Annotated in this window: 12 protein-coding genes and 1 pseudogene; 12 read left to right on the forward strand and 1 reads right to left on the reverse strand. The window is 63.7% G+C overall.

Going from position 1 to position 17296, the window contains the following annotated elements; all coding sequences use genetic code 11:
• Positions 1-60 precede the first annotated feature (60 nt).
• From guaA to ACRRNM_RS02205, 10 genes and pseudogenes are all read left to right on the forward strand, one after another.
• Positions 61-1641 carry a glutamine-hydrolyzing GMP synthase gene (gene guaA, locus ACRRNM_RS02160; protein WP_435626609.1) on the forward strand — a complete coding sequence of 527 codons (1581 nt, stop codon included), beginning with the start codon at positions 61-63 and terminating at the stop codon, positions 1639-1641.
• A gap of 369 nt (positions 1642-2010) precedes the next feature.
• Positions 2011-2913 carry a DsbA family protein gene (locus tag ACRRNM_RS02165; RefSeq protein ID WP_435626610.1) on the forward strand — a complete coding sequence of 301 codons (903 nt, stop codon included), beginning with the start codon at positions 2011-2013 and terminating at the stop codon, positions 2911-2913.
• A gap of 101 nt (positions 2914-3014) precedes the next feature.
• Entirely contained in the window at positions 3015-4895 is a 1881-nt protein-coding gene (locus tag ACRRNM_RS02170; RefSeq protein WP_435626611.1) for an NAD(P)H-dependent oxidoreductase subunit E, read from the forward strand.
• Entirely contained in the window at positions 4892-5641 is a 750-nt protein-coding gene (locus ACRRNM_RS02175) for a 2Fe-2S iron-sulfur cluster-binding protein (RefSeq protein ID WP_435626612.1), read from the forward strand. Before ACRRNM_RS02170 ends, ACRRNM_RS02175 begins: the two co-directional genes overlap by 4 nt.
• Entirely contained in the window at positions 5638-6177 is a 540-nt protein-coding gene (locus ACRRNM_RS02180) for an NADP oxidoreductase (protein WP_435626613.1), read from the forward strand. Before ACRRNM_RS02175 ends, ACRRNM_RS02180 begins: the two co-directional genes overlap by 4 nt.
• A 39-nt stretch (positions 6178-6216) precedes the next feature.
• Positions 6217-7704: a Ni/Fe hydrogenase subunit alpha gene (locus ACRRNM_RS02185; protein WP_435626614.1), complete on the forward strand. Its 1488-nt coding sequence runs from the start codon at positions 6217-6219 to the stop codon at positions 7702-7704.
• Positions 7704-8165, forward strand: a complete 462-nt coding sequence (locus ACRRNM_RS02190; RefSeq protein ID WP_435626615.1) for a hydrogenase maturation protease — start codon at positions 7704-7706, stop codon at positions 8163-8165. Before ACRRNM_RS02185 ends, ACRRNM_RS02190 begins: the two co-directional genes overlap by 1 nt.
• A 41-nt stretch (positions 8166-8206) precedes the next feature.
• Complete coding sequence (locus ACRRNM_RS02195; RefSeq protein ID WP_435626616.1) at positions 8207-9142, forward strand: hypothetical protein; 936 nt, start codon at positions 8207-8209, stop codon at positions 9140-9142.
• 135 nt (positions 9143-9277) lie between these two features.
• Positions 9278-9614 (forward strand): annotated as a pseudogene (locus ACRRNM_RS02200) (transposase); the annotation flags it as partial.
• A gap of 37 nt (positions 9615-9651) precedes the next feature.
• Positions 9652-10761 carry an SDR family oxidoreductase gene (locus ACRRNM_RS02205; RefSeq protein WP_435626617.1) on the forward strand — a complete coding sequence of 370 codons (1110 nt, stop codon included), beginning with the start codon at positions 9652-9654 and terminating at the stop codon, positions 10759-10761.
• Between the two features lie 122 nt (positions 10762-10883).
• Here ACRRNM_RS02205 and ACRRNM_RS02210 read toward each other — a convergent pair whose 3' ends face one another.
• Positions 10884-13562 (reverse strand): bifunctional acetate--CoA ligase family protein/GNAT family N-acetyltransferase, encoded by a 2679-nt coding sequence (locus ACRRNM_RS02210; protein WP_435626618.1) that lies wholly within the window; start codon positions 13560-13562, stop codon positions 10884-10886.
• A gap of 66 nt (positions 13563-13628) precedes the next feature.
• Here ACRRNM_RS02210 and ACRRNM_RS02215 point away from each other — a divergent pair, with 66 nt between their 5' ends.
• The gene (locus ACRRNM_RS02215; RefSeq protein ID WP_435626619.1) at positions 13629-14552 is read left to right on the forward strand and encodes a histone deacetylase family protein; all 924 of its coding nucleotides are present in this window, start codon (positions 13629-13631) and stop codon (positions 14550-14552) included.
• A gap of 124 nt (positions 14553-14676) precedes the next feature.
• On the forward strand, positions 14677-17295 hold the full coding sequence (locus ACRRNM_RS02220) for a hypothetical protein (protein ID WP_435626620.1): 2619 nt from the start codon (positions 14677-14679) through the stop codon (positions 17293-17295).
• Position 17296 lies beyond the last annotated feature (1 nt).

Raw genomic sequence — 17296 nt, forward strand, 5'->3', positions numbered from 1 at the left:
GGTAACTGCCATTACGTTTCACATTTCACATTTCACGTTTCATTTTTCACGGTTCCTGACATGCACAAAAAAATCCTCATCCTCGACTTCGGTTCCCAGTACACCCAGCTCATCGCGCGCCGCGTGCGCGAGACGCATGTCTATTGCGAGCTGCATCCGTGGGACATGGCGGAGGCCGACATTCGCGCCTTCAATCCCTCCGGCATCATCCTGTCCGGCGGGCCGAATTCGGTCTATGAGGAAGAGACCCCCAAGGCGCCGCAACTCGTGTTCGAGCTCGGCGTGCCCGTGCTCGGCATCTGCTACGGCATGCAGACCATGGCGGCGCAGCTCGGCGGCGCGGTCGAAAGCGGCAAGGTGCGTGAGTTCGGCTATGCCGAGATTCGCGCGCGCGGCCACTCGAAGCTGTTCGACGACATCCAGGACAAGAGCAACGCCGAGGGCCACGGCCTGCTCGACGTGTGGATGAGCCATGGCGACAAGGTGACTGCCTTGCCGCCTGGCTTCTCGGTGATCGCGAGCAACCCCGCGACGCCCATCGCGGCGATGGCGGACGAGGCACGGCGTTTCTACGCGGTGCAGTTCCATCCCGAAGTGACCCACACCCATCAGGGCAAGGCGATCCTCGGCCGCTTCGTGCACGACATCTGCGGCTGCGCGCAGGACTGGAACATGCCGGACTACATCGGCGAGGCGGTGGAGAAGATTCGCGCCCAGGTCGGCAACGACGAAGTGATCCTCGGGCTGTCCGGCGGGGTGGATTCCTCGGTGGCGGCGGCGCTGATCCATCGCGCCATTGGCGACCAGCTCACCTGCGTGTTCGTGGACAACGGCCTGCTGCGTCTCAACGAAGCAGAGCAGGTGATGGAAACCTTCGCCAACCATCTGCACATGAAGGTCATCCATGTTGATGCCAGCGGCGAATTCATGAAGCACCTGACGGGCGTGACCGACCCGGAGCAGAAGCGCAAGATCATCGGGCGCGAGTTCGTCGAAGTGTTCCAGCGCGAGGCGAAAAAACTGCCGCAGGCCAAGTGGCTCGCGCAGGGCACCATCTATCCGGACGTGATCGAATCCGCCGGCGCGAAGACCAAGAAGGCGCACACCATCAAGTCGCACCACAACGTCGGCGGCCTACCGGAAAGCCTGCACCTCAAGCTGCTCGAACCGCTGCGCGAACTGTTCAAGGACGAAGTGCGCGAACTGGGCATTGCGCTAGGTCTGCCGCACGACATGGTGTACCGCCACCCGTTCCCCGGCCCCGGCCTCGGGGTGCGCATTCTCGGCGAGGTGAAGCGCGAGTTCGCCGATCTCCTGCGCAGGGCAGACGCGATCTTCATCGAGGAGCTGCACGCCACCAAAGATGCCGACGGCAAGAGCTGGTACGAAAAAACCTCGCAGGCTTTCACCGTGTTCCTGCCGGTGAAGAGCGTCGGCGTGATGGGCGACGGCCGCACCTACGAATGGGTGGTTTCCCTGCGCGCGGTGCAGACCCAGGACTTCATGACCGCGCACTGGGCGCATCTGCCCTACGACCTGCTCGGCAAAGTCTCCAACCGCATCATCAACGAAGTCCGCGGCATCAACCGCGTCGTCTACGACATCTCCGGCAAACCTCCGGCTACGATTGAATGGGAGTAGCACTATCGGAGGGCGGAGCGGGGCCCCGCTTGCGGGGTAGCAACCCCGACACGGTGCGGCGGAGCCGTCTGGTTCGGGAGGGGTTGCCAACGGCTGTTCCCGCAAACGGCTGGCTTACGCCAGTAACGTGTCACAGCCGCACCCCGGAGATGGTGCGTCCGCGAAAAGCAAACCTGCAAGTTTCAGGTGCTCTATCTGAGCGGACTGGCCCGAGGAAAGCGCAGCCGTCCGGTGCGGGAGGGGGCGCCAGCCGCGAATAAGGCGATCGTACAGGTCACGAGCTGTCTGAGCGGCGTGGCATCGACACGGTGCGGCGGAGCAGTCCGGTGCCGAAAACAGGCGCAGCTCCAAATAACTGAAAGAATAGACATGGGAAACCAGCCGACTTTCGAAATCCTCGCTTTCACCGATCCGGTGTGCACCTGGTGCTGGGGCAGCGAACCGGTGCTGCGTAAGCTGGAGATAGGCTACGGCGAGCAGTTGCGTATACGCTATGTAATGGGCGGGCTGGTAGAGGATATTCGCGCCTTCTACGACCGAGCCAACGATATTGGCGGCGACCCGGACCGATCCAATTCCTCAATTGCCCGCCATTGGCTGGAAGCCTCGGAGCGTCATGGCATGCCAGTGCGCACCGAAGGTTTCCGGCTGTTCACCGCCGAGACCGTATCCACCTACCCGCAGAATATCGCTTTCAAGGCGGCCGAACTGACGAATCCCGATCTGGCCGCCCGCTACTTGCGGCGCATGCGCGAAGCATCCGCTGCCGAGGCGCGGGAAACCGGCCGCCGTGAAGTATTGATCGAACTGGCCAGCGAAGTGGGCCTCGACGTCGCTGCGTTCATCGGCCACCTCAACGATGGCTCTGCCGAAAAGGCCTTCCGCGATGATCTGGCGACGACGCGCAGTTACGGAGTACGCGGTTTTCCAACCTTTCTGTTGCGCTATGACGACCGTGAGCTGATGCTGCGCGGTTACCAAAGTTTCAGCGCCATGCAGGCCGTCATCGACACCTTGAGCGGTGGCACGCTTCAGTGGCATGCGCCGGAAAAGAACGCGGAAAACTTGCTCGGATTTATCCGGGCATACGGACGTGTGGCACCGGTGGAACTGGCTACCGTGTTCGACCTCGCGCCGGGGGAACTGGAAGCTACCCTTGCTGGCTTGGCAGAAAAAGGCCATATCCGCCGTGTGGCAGCTGGCAATGGATGCTTCTGGGAACCGCTCACATCGGGAACTTGCAATCCGGAAACCGGCATCTGCGCGTTCTGAGGGGACGACGGCTACCAGGCTGCAGGGAGATATACGCTTTCCCGCGCATTGCGCAGACCTGCAGGCATGACATAGAATCAGCCGGAGAATAACGCGGCAGCGTGTCATCCATACGGGAGCGCTTCATGGCGGGAGGTAGCGAGATACACACGGCTGATCTTGATTCGATACTGGATCGTCACGCGCGCAGTCCGGAAGCCCTGCTTCAGATATTGAACGAAGTGCAGGATCTGGCCGGCTGCATTTCCCCCGCTGCAATGACCTATCTCGGTGCCAACCTTGGCATCCCGCGCGCGCGGGTCGAAGGCGTCGCCGGTTTCTATTCCTTCCTGCACCTGCAGCCGAATGGTGCGTACCGCGTGCTGTTCTCCGACAACATCACCGACCGCATGCAGGGCAGCGAGGCGCTGATGGAGCAGATGTGCCGACAGTTGTGGCTGCAGCCGGGCAAGGTCTCGGAAGACGGCCTGGTCAGCATCAACACTACCTCCTGCACCGGCATGTGCGACCAGGGGCCGGCGATGCTGGTCAACGGACGAGCCATCACGTGCCTTACCCACCAGCGCGTGCAGGAGATCGGCAGCCTGATCCGCAACCGCACTTCTCTGACCGACTGGCCGGCCGACTTCTTTCGCGTCGAAGACAACATCCGCCGCCGTGGCCCGCTGCTCGATAACAACATCGCTCCAGGAGATGTGCTGCGTGCCGCGCTGGCGTTATCCGCCGTTCGTGGTGAGCATGTCGAACCACGAAGCCCTTCGACAGGCTCAGGGCGAACGGAAAATATCATCGAAGCCATCAAACAATCCGGCCTGCGCGGTCGCGGCGGTGCGGGCTTTCCCACCGGGCAGAAATGGGAGGCGTGCCGCAGCGCGCCGGGCGAGGTGCGCCATGTGGTGTGCAACGCCGACGAGGGCGAGCCAGGCACCTTCAAGGATCGCGTGTTACTTACCTCTTATGCCGACTTGGTGTTCGAGGGCATGACGCTGTGCGCGCTGGCCATCGGCGCGCAGCATGGGTACCTCTATTTGCGCGGCGAATACGCCTATCTGCTGGAATCCCTGCAGGCTGTTCTGCAGCGCCGCCGCGAGGCCGGCCTGCTCGGGAAAAACATCCTCAACCAGCCTGGCTTCGACTTCGACATCGTCATCCACCTCGGCGCGGGCGCCTACATCTGCGGTGAGGAATCGGCGCTGATCGAATCGCTCGAGGGCAAGCGCGGCATTCCGCGTAATCGCCCGCCGTTCCCGGTGACTCATGGCTACCGGCAGCAACCGACTGCCGTGGACAACGTGGAGACCTTCTGCAGCGCCGCGCTGGCGCTGCAGATGGGCGCGGAGAACTACCGCGCCATCGGCACGGCGAAATCTTCCGGCAGCAAGCTGATTTCGGTGTCCGGCGACTGCCCGCGACCCGGCATCTACGAATATCCGTTCGGCGTATCGGTGCGCGAGGTGCTGCAGGACTGCGGCGCGGCGAACACCCGCGCGGTGCAGGTCAGCGGCCCCTCCGGTGTGTGCGTCGCCGAGCATGAGTTCGACCGCAGGCTGGGCTTCGAAGATCTGCCCACCGCCGGGGCGTTCATGGTGTTCGATGACAGCCGTGACCTGTTCGAGGTGGCGCGCAACTTCGTGCATTTTTTCGCGCACGAGAGCTGCGGCTTCTGTACCCCGTGCCGCGTCGGCACTGCACTGCTGAAGAAGACCATGGACAAGATCGCCGCCGGGCACGGCACGCAGCACGACCTGGGGGAGATCGAGCATCTCGACCATGTGCTGCAGACCGGCTCACACTGCGGGCTCGGGCGCAGCGCCTGCAACCCGGTGTTGCACACGCTCAAGCATTTCCGCCCGGCCTACGAGAACCGCCTCAAGTCGCTGGTGTTCTCGCCGGCCTTCGATCTCGACGGTGCACTCGCGCGCGCACGCCAGATGACCGGGCGCGATGATGCGGGAGCGCACCTGAAAGCGGAGGAAGCATGAGCGATACTTTCCAGCTCGATGGCGCAAGCGTTCCGTTCGAGGCGGGGCAGACCGTGATGCAGGCCGCGCTCGCGGCGGGACGCTACATCCCGCACCTGTGCTACCACCCGGAATTCAAGCCGCACGGCAGTTGCAAGGTGTGCACGGTCAAGATCGGCGGGCGTACCATGGCCTCCTGCACCCTGCCAGCCGAGGCCGGGCTGGAAGTGCAAAGCAACATCGAGGAACTGAACGGCCTGCGCCGCACGCTGGTGCAGATGCTGTTCGTCGAGGGCAACCACTTCTGTCCGTCGTGCGAGGCCAGCGGCAACTGCCAACTCCAGGCCACCGCCTACGAACTGCAGATGATGACGCCGCGCTTCGACCAGTTGTTCCCGAGCCGTCCACTGGATGCCTCGCACCCGGACATCCTGCTCGACTACAACCGCTGCATCCTCTGCGAGCTGTGCGTGCGCGCATCGAGCGAGGTGGACAAGAAGAACGTGTTCGCCTTCTCCGGGCGCGGCATCGGGAAGCACCTCATCGTCAACGCCGAGTCGGGCAAGCTCGTGGATACCGATATGGCGCTGACCGACAAGGCGATGCAGGTCTGCCCGGTCGGGGTGATCCTGAGGAAGGGCAGGGGCTTCAGCGTGCCGATCGGCAAGCGCCGCTACGACCAGCGCCCGGTCAGCGCGCAGGCACTGGACGACGCGCCGCGCCACCCGGATGGCGGCGACTGCCCCGCCTGCGAGGGGAGATCATGAGCAAGAAACTGCGCATCGCCACCACCTCGCTCGCGGGCTGCTTCGGCTGCCACATGTCGCTGCTCGACATCGACGAGCGGTTGTTCCCGCTGCTCGACCTCGTCGAATTCGACCGTTCGCCGCTCACCGATATCAAGCATTGCGGGCCATGCGATATCGGCATCATCGAGGGCGGCATCTGCAACGCGGAAAACGTGCATGTGCTGCGCGAGTTCCGGAAGAACTGCAAGATACTGATCTCCATCGGCGCCTGCGCCGTCACAGGCGGCCTGCCCGCGCAGCGCAACCACCTTGACCTCGGCTCCTGCCTGACCGAGGTGTACCTCACCGAACCGGGGCTGGCGCACGGCCATATCCCGAACGACCCGGAGCTGCCGCTGCCGCTCGACAAGGTGCATCCGCTGCACGAAGTGGTGAAGATCGACTACTTCATCCCCGGCTGCCCGCCCTCGGGCGACGCGATTTGGAAGTTCCTCACCGACCTGATCGCGGGCAGGACGCCGGAACTGGGGCATGGGCTTATCAAATATGATTGAAAAATTCTTGTCCATGAAAGACACGAAATGGGTGGGTAAATGAACTCTGACCTCGAAACCGCTAAACACCCGGAGAACCTGCGCCGCGTCGCCATCGACCCGGTATCGCGCGTCGAGGGTCATGGCAAGGTCACGCTGTTGCTCGACGAGAACGACCGCGTGCACCAGGTGCGGCTGCATATCGTCGAGTTTCGCGGCTTCGAGAAATTCGTGCAGGGGCGGCCCTATTGGGAGGCGCCGGTGATGGTGCAGCGGCTTTGCGGCATCTGCCCGGTGAGCCACCATATCGCGGCATCCAAGGCGATGGACATGATCGTCGGGGCGACGCTCACGCCGACTGCGGAGAAGGTGCGGCGGCTGATGCACTACGGCCAGATCCTGCAATCGCACGCACTGCATTTCTTCCATCTCTCCGCGCCCGATCTGCTGTTCGGTTTCGATTCGGATGTCGCGCAGCGCAACATCGTCGGCATCGCGGCCGCCCATCCCGAGATCGCCAGACAGGGCGTGCTGCTGCGCAAATATGGGCAGGAGGTGATTCGCGTCACAGCGGGCAAACGCGTGCACGGCACCGGCTCTATTCCCGGCGGGGTGAACAAAAACGTGAGCACCGAGGAGCGCGACTACCTCCTGAAAGATATAGAGCAGATGATCGCATGGAGCCGCGACGCGGTGGCGATGGCGCGGCAGTTGTTCGAGCAGAACCTCGACCTGTACAACGGCTTCGGGCGCTTCGCGGCGCACACGCTCAACCTGGTGCGCAGTGACGGCGCGCTGGACCTGTATCACGGCGGGCTGCGTGCGCGCGACAGGGACGGCAACACGCTGTTCGACCACTACGACTACCGCCACTACTGGGACGTGATCTTCGAGGACGTGAAGCCGTGGTCGTACATGAAATTCCCGTTCCTGCGCAGCCTCGGGCCGGAGCAGGGCTGGTACCGTGTCGGGCCCTTGAGCCGCGTGGCGCAGTGCGACTTCATCCCGACGCTGCTGGCCGAAGCGCAGCGCAAGGAGTTCCTCGCCTTCGATGCCGGCCGTGCGGCGGGCGCGACGCTGGGCTTCCACTGGGCGCGCATGATCGAGATGCTGCATGCCGCCGAGGTCATCCAGGAGCTGCTGCACGATCCCGACCTGCAGGGCAATGATCTGGTCAACATTGGGGAGCGCCAGGAGCGCGGCGTCGGTGTGATCGAAGCGCCGCGCGGCACGCTGATCCACCACTACAAGGTGGACGAGCACGACCAGATTACGCGCTGCAACCTGATCGTCTCCACCACGCACAACAACCAGGCGATGAACGAGGCGATCCGCCAGGTGGCGCGGCAATATCTCGACGGGCGCAAACTCACCGAGGGACTACTGAACCATATAGAAGTGGCGATCCGCGCCTTCGATCCCTGCCTGTCCTGCGCGACCCATGCGCTGGGCAAGATGCCGCTGGAGGTGGAGCTGCTGGATGCCGGAGGGGGGTGGGTCGATGTGCTGACGCGCTCGTCGGATGGAACGTTCTGCGCACAGTGCTGATGGCAGCGCCCATCCTGGTCTTCGCCATCGGCAACGAATCGCGCGGTGACGATGCACTGGCTCCGCTGCTGGTGCGCAGCCTTGAAGGCTTGGAAGGTACGGTAGGGCGGGTCGAGCTGATCGAGGATTACCAGTTGCAGGTCGAGCATGTCACCGACCTGGCCGGGCGCAGCGCGGTGCTGTTCGTCGATGCGGATATGTCCTGTGTTGAGCCGTTTCACTTTTCGGAGATCGCTGCCGCGCATGACCACAGCTACACCAGTCATGCGATGACGCCGTTTGCGCTGCTGCATAGCTACCGGCAGGTGTATGGAGAGGATGCGCCGCCCGCTTTCCTGCTGCGTATCCGCGGTTACGGTTTCGAGCTGGGCGACCCGTTGAGCCACAACGCGGCGGTCAATCTGGAACAAGCGCAGGCCAGGGTTCGCACCTGGCTGGCTGACATTCCAGCGGTGGGGTAGTAAGCTTCGCCCCACTCATTCCTGCAGTGTCGAATATTTTCATGAAGCAAGAGGGCTACACGAAAACCCTGGAGTGGCTGAAGGCCAACCCCTCACTGGATGAGCTATGCGCCCGGTACCCCGCAGAATGGGCGGCGGTGCAGCGGGAGATTTCCGCCATCGTCGAGCGCGGCGCGGCGGAGGAACTCAAGGCCTACCTCGAGCGCCTCGCCGCGCCGCCCAAAAAATCACAGCAAAACCGGGAAGCCGCTCTGTCGCAATTCATCCGCAGCCGCATGGCGCACGAGTCCGTCAGGAAGCTCTGCCTCTCCACGCTGGCCGCCGATGCAGGCGCGACCAAAGGCAGGCTGCGCTTCAACTGGTTCAACGGCTTCGTCGCGCAGAAGCTGCTGTTTTCAAGGGGGCTGGCGCGCAAGCCGGTGTCGCTGTTCTGGTTCCGCCTGCTCTGGCCGATGGTCTGGCAGAAGAAACGCCTCATGCCGCTGGTGCAACCGAAGGGCATCTACTGCTTCTATTCGCGCGAACTGGTCGAGGCGCTGGCCGGAATGATCGCCTCCCGAAGCTGCCTGGAGATCGGCGCGGGCGACGGCACGCTGACGCGCTTCCTGAGGGGTAGGGGGGTAGAGATCGCCGCAACAGACAGTCACGGCTGGAGCCAATCCGTGGAATACCCCGACTGGGTCGTCAAACTCGATGCGCGCGAGGCACTAGCAACCTACTCCCCAGAGGTGGTCATCTGCTCATGGCCGCCGTCGCAGAATGATTTCGAGCGCCACGTGTTCGCCACGCCCAGCGTGCAGCTCTACATTGTCATCGGCAGCCGCCACCAATTCGCCTTCGGTAACTGGAAAGACTACCGGCAGCAATCGACCTTCGAGCTGGAGGAGGACAGGGGATTGGCGGCGCTGGTGCTACCGCCCGAACTGGAATCTGCCGTCTATGTGTTCCGGCGGCGCTTGGCTTCAGCCTTGCCCTAAATCACTAAAAACAAATTTGACTTCGGTACCTTTGACTTCGTAAGGTCAGCATCAGCAACGCTGAGGAGGGTCAGTTGCTGCCCCAGTGTGAGGTCGATATTGAGCGACTGGGCGACAAACAGTGCCGCCATGGTCGAAGAAGCCGAACAGCAGCTGGATGAATTCGAGGCAAAATGGGGAGCCGACTATCGCGCAGTCCTGGCGGCGCAACTGGGCGTGCGTCATTCTGTTCTTCGATTACCCGCCGGAGATCAGGAAGGTTTACACCACCAATGCCATCGAGTTGCTCAACATGAGCCTGAGGAAGATCACCAAGAACCGAAGCTCGTTTCCGCCCGACGAGGCGCTGTTAAAGCTGTTCTATCTCGCCCAGCAAAATATCAGCCGGAAATGGACGATGCCGATAAGGGACTGGAAGGCCGCACTCAACTGGGTTACTATCCAGCTCGGCGACAGGATGCCGCAGCATTGACGAATTCCGTTTACACAAAATTCAGGCCCCCCTCATAATGTCATATATTCTTGTTACGGGCGCAACCGGTTTTCTTGGTGGCGCCGTTGTTGCGAACCTGATTCAGCGCGGTTTGGCTTCCTCATTGCTGTTGTTGGTCCGCGCTGCGAATGCCGGGGAAGGTCTCGAACGAATCCGGCAGCAGCTTCAGTTGTTCGAGGTTCCAGCCTCGCAGTTAAATGGATTGACCGAAGGCCAGATCCTGCTCGGCGATTTCAACGATGTCATTGCATTTACGGGCGACCGGCGCCTTGATGATGTTACCCATGTGATCAATTGCGCGGCAATCGCTTCTTTTGCCAATAACCCGCTTATCCGACCCGTCAATGTGGTTGGCACTTTTGCGTTTGCGCAAAGAATGGCGAAATCGCAGAAGTTGAAGCGCTTCCTGCATGTGGGCACCGCGATGGCTTGCGGCACCAATCATCAGTCGCCGATCAGGGAATCTTGGGATATTGCGCCGGAAGAAGAGCACCTTGTGCCCTACACTGCATCGAAAGCCGAAATCGAGCACAAGATCAGGAGCGAACTGCCGGAGTTGCCATTCGTGGTCGCCCGCCCATCGATCGTGGTTGGCCATACCCGTTTGGGCTGCAAGCCCTCGGGCAGTATTTTCTGGGTGCTCCGCATGGTGCAGATGCTTGGAAAGTTCACATGCGGGCTGGACGAGAAAGTCGATATCATTCCTGTCGATTATTGTGCGGATGCATTGGTGAAGCTTGCCCTGAAAGAGCAGCTTGCTCATGACCTCTACCATGTTTCGGCTGGCGTGGGGAGCAGTTGCACGATCGAAGAAATAGACATCCCGATGGCGAGGGCACGCGGAGTGGAGCCATGCAGCACCCACTATCAAAAGGTGAGCCAGGATGAAATCATGGAACTCGCCGACGAGTTCAAGGAGCGTGTCGGGCCATGCAACAGGCGGCTTGTTTTGCAGGCGCTTCGCTTGTATGGGGGATTTGCCGAATTGAATTATGTTTTCGACAATGAAAGGCTGCTTGCCGAAGGCATAGCGCAACCGCCGCGCTTTACGAGTTATGTCGGCCTGTGTGCAAAAACATCAGAAAACATCAGTGTCCAGGAGCAGATGAAATGGGATTTCAAGTAATTTATTTGTATCCTGGTTGAATACCTGTTTCCGTGCCCAAATTTTATCTCCCGGCAAAAAACGGGCCTCGAATCGAGGCCCGTTTTTGTTTTCCGTAATGGCAAAGTCCTGCCGGGGAAGCCCTAAAGCGCCTTGCTCACCTTCACGATGCCCGGGTCCTCCTCGCTCGGCTTGATCGCGAAGCCGAGGCGGGTCATGAGCTTGAGCATCTTGTGGTTGTTGACCAGCACTTCGCCTTCGATCACCGACAGTCCCCGGTCGCGCGCGGCTTCCATGAGGGCGACCATGAGCTTCTGCCCGAGTCCCTTGCCCTGCATGCTGTCCGCGACCACCAGCGCGAATTCGCAGGTGTCACCGTCCGGGTTGATGGCGTAGCGCGTCACGCCGAGCTCGACTTCCTTGCCCTCTTCGCCGGTCACGGCGACCAGCGCGAGCTCGCGGCTGTAGTCGAGCTGGGTGAAGCGCACCGCCATGGTCTCGGTGAGTTCCTGGACGCTGCTCATGAAGCGGAAATACTTGGATTCGTCCGACAGGCCGTGTACGAAGCGTATCTCCAGGTCGGCGTCTTCCGGGCGGATCGGGCGGATGGTGATGTCGGTGCCGTCGGCGAGCTGCCACTGGCTGACGAGCTGCGTGGGGTAGGGGTAGATCGCCATGTGCGCGTAGCGGTCGGCGCTGGGCTGGCGGTATTCGACCACTACGCGCGCATCGGCGGCAAGCGCGCCATGCTCGTCGAGGATCAGCGGGTTGATGTCCATCTCCTTGAGCAGCGGCAGTTCGCAGACCATTTCCGAGACGCGCAGCAGCACGTCTTCGAGCGCCTCGATGCTGGCGGGCGCCATGTGGCGGAACGCGCCGAGCATCTTCGAGATGCGCGTCCCGCGGATCAACTCGTTCACCAGGAAGCCGTTGAGCGGCGGCAGCGCGACGGCGCGGTCGCCCATGACCTCGACCGCAGTGCCGCCCGCGCCGAAGGTGATCACCGGGCCGAACGCCGGGTCGCTGGTCACGCCGATCATCAGCTCGCGCCCGTTCGGCTTGACGACCATCGGCTCGATGGAGATGCCGTCCACCTTTGCGCCGGGGCGGTTATGCTGTACGTTGTCGATGATGTGCTGGTAGGCGGCGCGCACCTCGTGGGCGTTGTTGAGGTTGAGCACCACGCCGCCGGCATCGCTCTTGTGCGTGATGTCGGGTGAGTTGACCTTCATCGCGACCGGGAAGCCGATCTGTTGTGCGATCAGCAGCGCTTCGTTGGGTGAGTGCGCGACCATGGTGCGCGCGACAGGGATGCGGAAGGCGGAGAGCAGCGCCTTGGATTCCATCTCGGTGAGTACCTTGCGGTGCTCCTGCATCGCGCCCTCGATGATGAGGCGCGCGCTTTCCACGTCCGGCTCTGCGTGGTGCGAGAGCGGGCCGGGCATCTGCATCAGGAGCTTCTGGTTGCGGTAGTAGGCGGAAAGGTGCGAGAACACCTCGACCGCGGGTTCCGGTGTGCGGAAGTGCGGCCGGCGCGCCTTCGAGAAAACCTCGCGCGCCGGGGCGACCTGCGTCTCGCCCATCCAGCAGGTCAGCAGCGGCTTGCTGTGGGTGTCGGCGAGGGCGATCAGCGCCTGCGCCGATTCGAGCGGACGGGTCATCGCCTGCGGCGTGAGGATTGCGAGCACGCCGTCCACGTTATCGTCCTCGAGGCAGGCCTTCACGGCGTGATGGTAGCGCTCCGCGGGCGCATCGCCGATCACGTCCACCGGGTTGCCGTGCGACCAGTTCGGCGGCAGGTGCTGGTTGAGGTATTCGATGGTGGCGTCCGACAGCGTGGCCATCGCAAGCCCGAGGTCAGCGGCGCGGTCGGCGGCCATCACGCCGGGGCCGCCGCCGTTGGTGACGATGGCGAGGCGGTTGCCGACGGGGCGGAAGCCGCAGGAGAGCGCCTTGGCGGCGGTGAAGAGCTGCGTGACGGACTGCACGCGCACCACGCCGACGCGGCTCACCGCCGCATCGAATACGTCGTCCGCGCCGACCAGCGAGGCGGTGTGCGACAGTGCCGCCTTCGAGCCCGCCGCGTGGCGGCCGACCTTGATGAGGATCACCGGCTTGATGCGCGCGGCGGCGCGCATCGCGCTCATGAAGCGGCGCGCGTTGCGGATGCCCTCGATGTACATCAGGATGCTGGAGGTGCTCGCGTCGGACACCAGGTAGTCGAGGATCTCGCCGAAGTCCACGTCGGTCGAGGAGCCCATCGACACCACGCTGGAAAAGCCGACGTCGTTGACCTGCGCCCAGTCGAGGATTGCGGTGCACAGCGCGCCGGACTGCGAGACGAAGGCGATGTTGCCGGGGTTTGCGCCGCCCTTGTTGAAGGTGGCGTTCAGGCCGATGGAGGGGCGCATGATGCCGAGGCAATTCGGCCCGATGAGGCGGATGCCGTAGCGGCGCGCGGTCTCCAGAAGCTGGCGCTCCAGCGCCGCGCCCTCCGCGCCGGCCTCGGCGAAGCCCGCGGTGATGATGACCGCCGCCTTCACGCCGTGGATACCGCACTCCTCGATGAGCCCCGGCACGGTCTGCGGCGGCGTGGCGATCACCGCGAGTTCCACGGATTCATTGATGTCGGCGATGCGCGCGTAGGCGGGGCTGCCCTGCACCTCGGGATGCTTCGGGTTGATCGGGTAGAGCGCGCCCTGGAAGCCGCTCTCCAGCATGTTCTTGAACACGATCTGGCCGACCGAGTCGGGCCGGTCGCTCGCGCCGAACACCGCGACCGACTTGGGGGCGAACAGGGTGCTGAGGTAATGTTTGCCCATGACATCTTTCCTCAGGGGATGGGGATGTTGGGTATGATAGCACCGAGCCATCGCCGGGGCGCCATTATGCAGACTGCTTACATCACTCATCCCCTCTGCCTCAAGCACGACATGGGCGAATACCATCCGGAATCGCCGGCGCGCATCCATGCCATTGAGGACCGGCTGATCGCCGCCGGGCTGATGGATTACCTGCAGCGCCACGAGGCGCCGGAGGCGACGCGCGAACAGTTGCTGCGCGTGCATGACGTAGACTATGTCGATGCTATTGCGGCTGCCGCGCCACAGCACGGCATGGTGCAGCTCGACCCGGACACCGCGATGAACCCGTTCAGCTATCCGGCCGCCCTGCGTGCGGCGGGTGCGGCGGTGCTGGGCGTGGATCTCGTGATGGCGGGCAGGGTCGAGAACGCCTTCTGCAACATCCGCCCGCCCGGCCACCACGCCGAACGCGGGCGCGCGATGGGCTTCTGCATCTTCAACAACGTCGCGGTCGGCGTGGCGCATGCGTTCGCGCAGCATGGCCTCAAGCGCGTCGCGATCGCGGACTTCGACGTGCACCACGGCAACGGCACCGAGGACATCTTCCACGACGATCCGCGCGTGATGCTGTGCTCCACCTTTCAGCATCCGTACTATCCCTACAAGGGGGCGGACAGTGGCAACGACCACATCATCAACGTGCCGCTTCCCGCCGGAACCGATGGGGCCGGTTTCCGCGCCGCGGTCACGCAACACTGGCTGCCCGCGCTGGAGCGATTCCGGCCCGAGTTGCTGCTGGTCTCGGCAGGCTTCGACGCGCACCGCGACGACGACATGGCGGGGCTGCGCCTTACCGAGGCGGACTACGCCTGGGTGACGGCGGAGGTCAAGCGAATCGCCGAGGAATATGCGCAGCGCCGCATCGTTTCGGTGCTCGAAGGCGGCTACGAACTGCCCGCGCTGGGGCGCAGCGCGCTGGCTCATCTCAAGGTGCTCAGCGGCCTTTGATTTTCTCCTCGAAATAACCCGGTTTTTCCGTTCTGTTTCCCGCTTTGCCTGCCGTCCGAACTGCTATCTTGACGGTGTGGTAATGGGTGCAATCGCGCACCGGCCAGCACAAGGGAGCAGCGCCATGTCGAAACCAGCCATCATCCGACTCGTCAACAACGACAGCGAGGAATACATCGCCGAATCGCAGGCCATCCAGGAGGCACGCGCGCGCATCGAGGCCGAGGCGCAGGCGGACATTTCCGCGCAGGCGCGCGCCCGCGCCGAGGCGCACGCGCGCGCAGTGGCCCAGGCGCGCGCGCGTACCGAGGCGGAGCTGGCCGCGCTGATCGAGGCCAACAGCAAGGACGAGGTACGCCTCGGGGAGATCACTCAGGCCAAGCTCGATGCCGAGAAGAAGCTGGCCCGCGAGCTGCAGGAGAAGCTGTCCTGCGAGCTGCGCATCCAGGAAGAAAACCAGGCGCGGCTGCGCGCCGAGCAGGAGGCGCAGGACGAGATGAACCAGCGCCTCCAGCACGAGCTGTTCGCGCGTACTGCCGCCGAGAGCCGGACCAAGGCGGAGCGCGAACTTGCGGTGCTGATCGAGCAGCAGCGCAAGGCGGAGCAGGATGCCAAGCAGCGCGCCGAGGCCGAAATCCATTCCATCCGCATCAGCATTTCTGAGATATTGGCACGTACCGAGCATGCGGTTGCGGAGCGCCTTGCGGCGGAGCAGGCGCAGAAGGAGCATGCCGAAGAAAAGCTGCGGCTGGAGTCGCGCCTGCGCGAAGCAGCCTTGCAGCGCGCGGAAGCGGAAGCCGAGGAGGCGCGCCTTGCCAAGGTGCGGACCGACGCCGAACTGGCCGAGCTGGAGAAGATCGGCCAGCGCGCCGAGGCCGAGCAGCGCGCCACCCAGGCGGCGGAGAACCGCGCGAAGCTGGAGCAGGAGCTTGCAAAGCTTGCCCAGGAAAAGGAATCGACGGATCAGGCGATCGCGCGCGCCATCGAGGAAAAGATCGGCAAGGAGCAGCTGACCGTCGAACTCGCGGCCTCCAAGCTCCAGACCGAGCGGGCCGCCGCCGAGGCTGCGGATTCGCGCGCGCGCGCCGAGGCGATGGTGCTGCAGGAAATCGAGCAGCGGCTGGCCGCATTCCGCGACGCCGAGCAGGCCGCGAAGGCGCGGATGGCGGCGGAGCAGACTGCCGCGGCGCTTGCCGCCCAGCGCAAGCTCGCCGAGGAGCAGGCAAGGGTCGATGCCGAGTCGCGCGAGCGCGACGAGCGCCTCGCCCACGAGATGGCCCGTCAGCGCGCCGAAGCGGAAGCCGCCGCGCGGGTGACGGCGGAGCGCAAGCTCAAGGCCGAGCAGGAGGCGGCTGCGCTGCTGCAGGCTCAGACCGAAGCCGACAAGAAGGTATTGCAGCAGCGCGAGGAAGCCAACACCCTGCTGCGCCGCGCCGAGCAGGAGGCGCGGGATCGGCTGAATGCCGAGGCCACGGCCAAACAGGCTGCCGCGCACAAGCTCCAGGCGGAGCAGGATCTGGCCATGCTCGCCCAGCAGCATGCAGAGGCGGAGCTGCTTGCCGCACGGGAGATGGACGCCAGACTGCAGGCCGAAAAGCGCGAGATCGATGCGGCAAATGAGCGCATCACCACGGCGCGCGAGGCGCTGCGGATGGCCGAGCAGAACATCGAGGCCGAGAAGCAGGCCCTCGCCACAATCGAGGCGCGCATGGCGGCCGAGCTGCGCTCCATCGAGGCGTATAACGAGTGCATCAAGCTCGAGACGCGCGCCATTGAGGCCGCCGAGGCGACTGGCAGGCTGAATGAGCAGGCCGCGCAGGTCGCGCGGGAGAAGGAGCTGGCGGCGGTGCGCCTCATGAACATGGCCAAAGTCCGCGCGGATGAGGAAAGCCGGGCGCTCCAGGCGACGGAGGAAAGAATCCGCGCCGAGGCGCATGCCGCCGTGGCCTTCCGCAAGCAGATCGCCGATGCGGAACTGGCGCGCGACACCGCGACGCAGCATGCGGAGGAAATGGCGAGGCTGCATGTCGAAGAGGCACGCAAGGCCGCGGCAGCGGAGCGGGAACGCCTGCAAGCCGAGGAGGTTGCACGGCAGACGGCGTCGGAACAGGCGGCCATGGCGGAGCGTGCCGGACAGCTTGCGCAGCGCCAGCATGAGGAAGGGCAAAAACTGCTGGAGCAGCAGCGGGTAAAACTGGAAAACGAGCAGCGGCTGCTGGCCGAGATCGAAATGCGCGTGAAGGCCGAGACGCAGGCGAATGCGATTCTGGAAGAACGCGAAGCCGCCGAACAGCGCGCCCGCGAAGCGGCGCAGACCAAGGCAAGACAAGCGCAGAAAGCGGCGCAGGCCGCGGGGCTACGCGCCGAACTGGAAGAGAAGGAAAGCGCGCGTCTGCGCGCGCAAGCGGAGCAGTCGAGCGCCGAAGCGGCCGTGCTTCAAGCGGCGGCAGGTTCGCGCAGAAACCAGAGAATCGGCTGGCTGGCGATAGGCGCGGGGCTGGTTTCGGCCGTGGCAGCGCTAGGGCTTACGCTGTCGGTGCTGCAGCCGCAGGAAACTTCCCTCACCCAGCCAATTATTGCCGCACAGCCGGTAGCCATGCAGCCGGGCGTCACGGTGCAGGCAGAGGAAAATGCCGCTCCGGCCGAAGCGGCAATTGGTGAGGACAAGCCGGAGACCTATCTGGTACTGGGCGGCCTGAAGATGACCGATAGCCTCGCACAGAAAGAAGCAGCCGGGCAGTAAC

Source organism: Ferrigenium straubiae, assembly GCF_051257895.1.
Lineage (GTDB): Bacteria > Pseudomonadota > Gammaproteobacteria > Burkholderiales > Gallionellaceae > Gallionella > Gallionella straubiae.

Excerpts from the sequence above, each read along its gene's own strand:
- guaA (WP_435626609.1), top strand. The coding sequence starts at position 61 with ATGCACAAAAAAATCCTCATCCTCGACTTCGGTTCCCAGTACACCCAG.
- ACRRNM_RS02165 (WP_435626610.1), top strand. The coding sequence starts at position 2,011 with ATGGGAAACCAGCCGACTTTCGAAATCCTCGCTTTCACCGATCCGGTG.
- ACRRNM_RS02175 (WP_435626612.1), top strand. The coding sequence starts at position 4,892 with ATGAGCGATACTTTCCAGCTCGATGGCGCAAGCGTTCCGTTCGAGGCG.
- ACRRNM_RS02180 (WP_435626613.1), top strand. The coding sequence starts at position 5,638 with ATGAGCAAGAAACTGCGCATCGCCACCACCTCGCTCGCGGGCTGCTTC.
- ACRRNM_RS02185 (WP_435626614.1), top strand. The coding sequence starts at position 6,217 with ATGAACTCTGACCTCGAAACCGCTAAACACCCGGAGAACCTGCGCCGC.
- ACRRNM_RS02190 (WP_435626615.1), top strand. The coding sequence starts at position 7,704 with ATGGCAGCGCCCATCCTGGTCTTCGCCATCGGCAACGAATCGCGCGGT.
- ACRRNM_RS02195 (WP_435626616.1), top strand. The coding sequence starts at position 8,207 with ATGAAGCAAGAGGGCTACACGAAAACCCTGGAGTGGCTGAAGGCCAAC.
- ACRRNM_RS02205 (WP_435626617.1), top strand. The coding sequence starts at position 9,652 with ATGTCATATATTCTTGTTACGGGCGCAACCGGTTTTCTTGGTGGCGCC.
- ACRRNM_RS02210 (WP_435626618.1), bottom strand. The coding sequence starts at position 13,562 with ATGGGCAAACATTACCTCAGCACCCTGTTCGCCCCCAAGTCGGTCGCG.
- ACRRNM_RS02215 (WP_435626619.1), top strand. The coding sequence starts at position 13,629 with ATGCAGACTGCTTACATCACTCATCCCCTCTGCCTCAAGCACGACATG.
- ACRRNM_RS02220 (WP_435626620.1), top strand. The coding sequence starts at position 14,677 with ATGTCGAAACCAGCCATCATCCGACTCGTCAACAACGACAGCGAGGAA.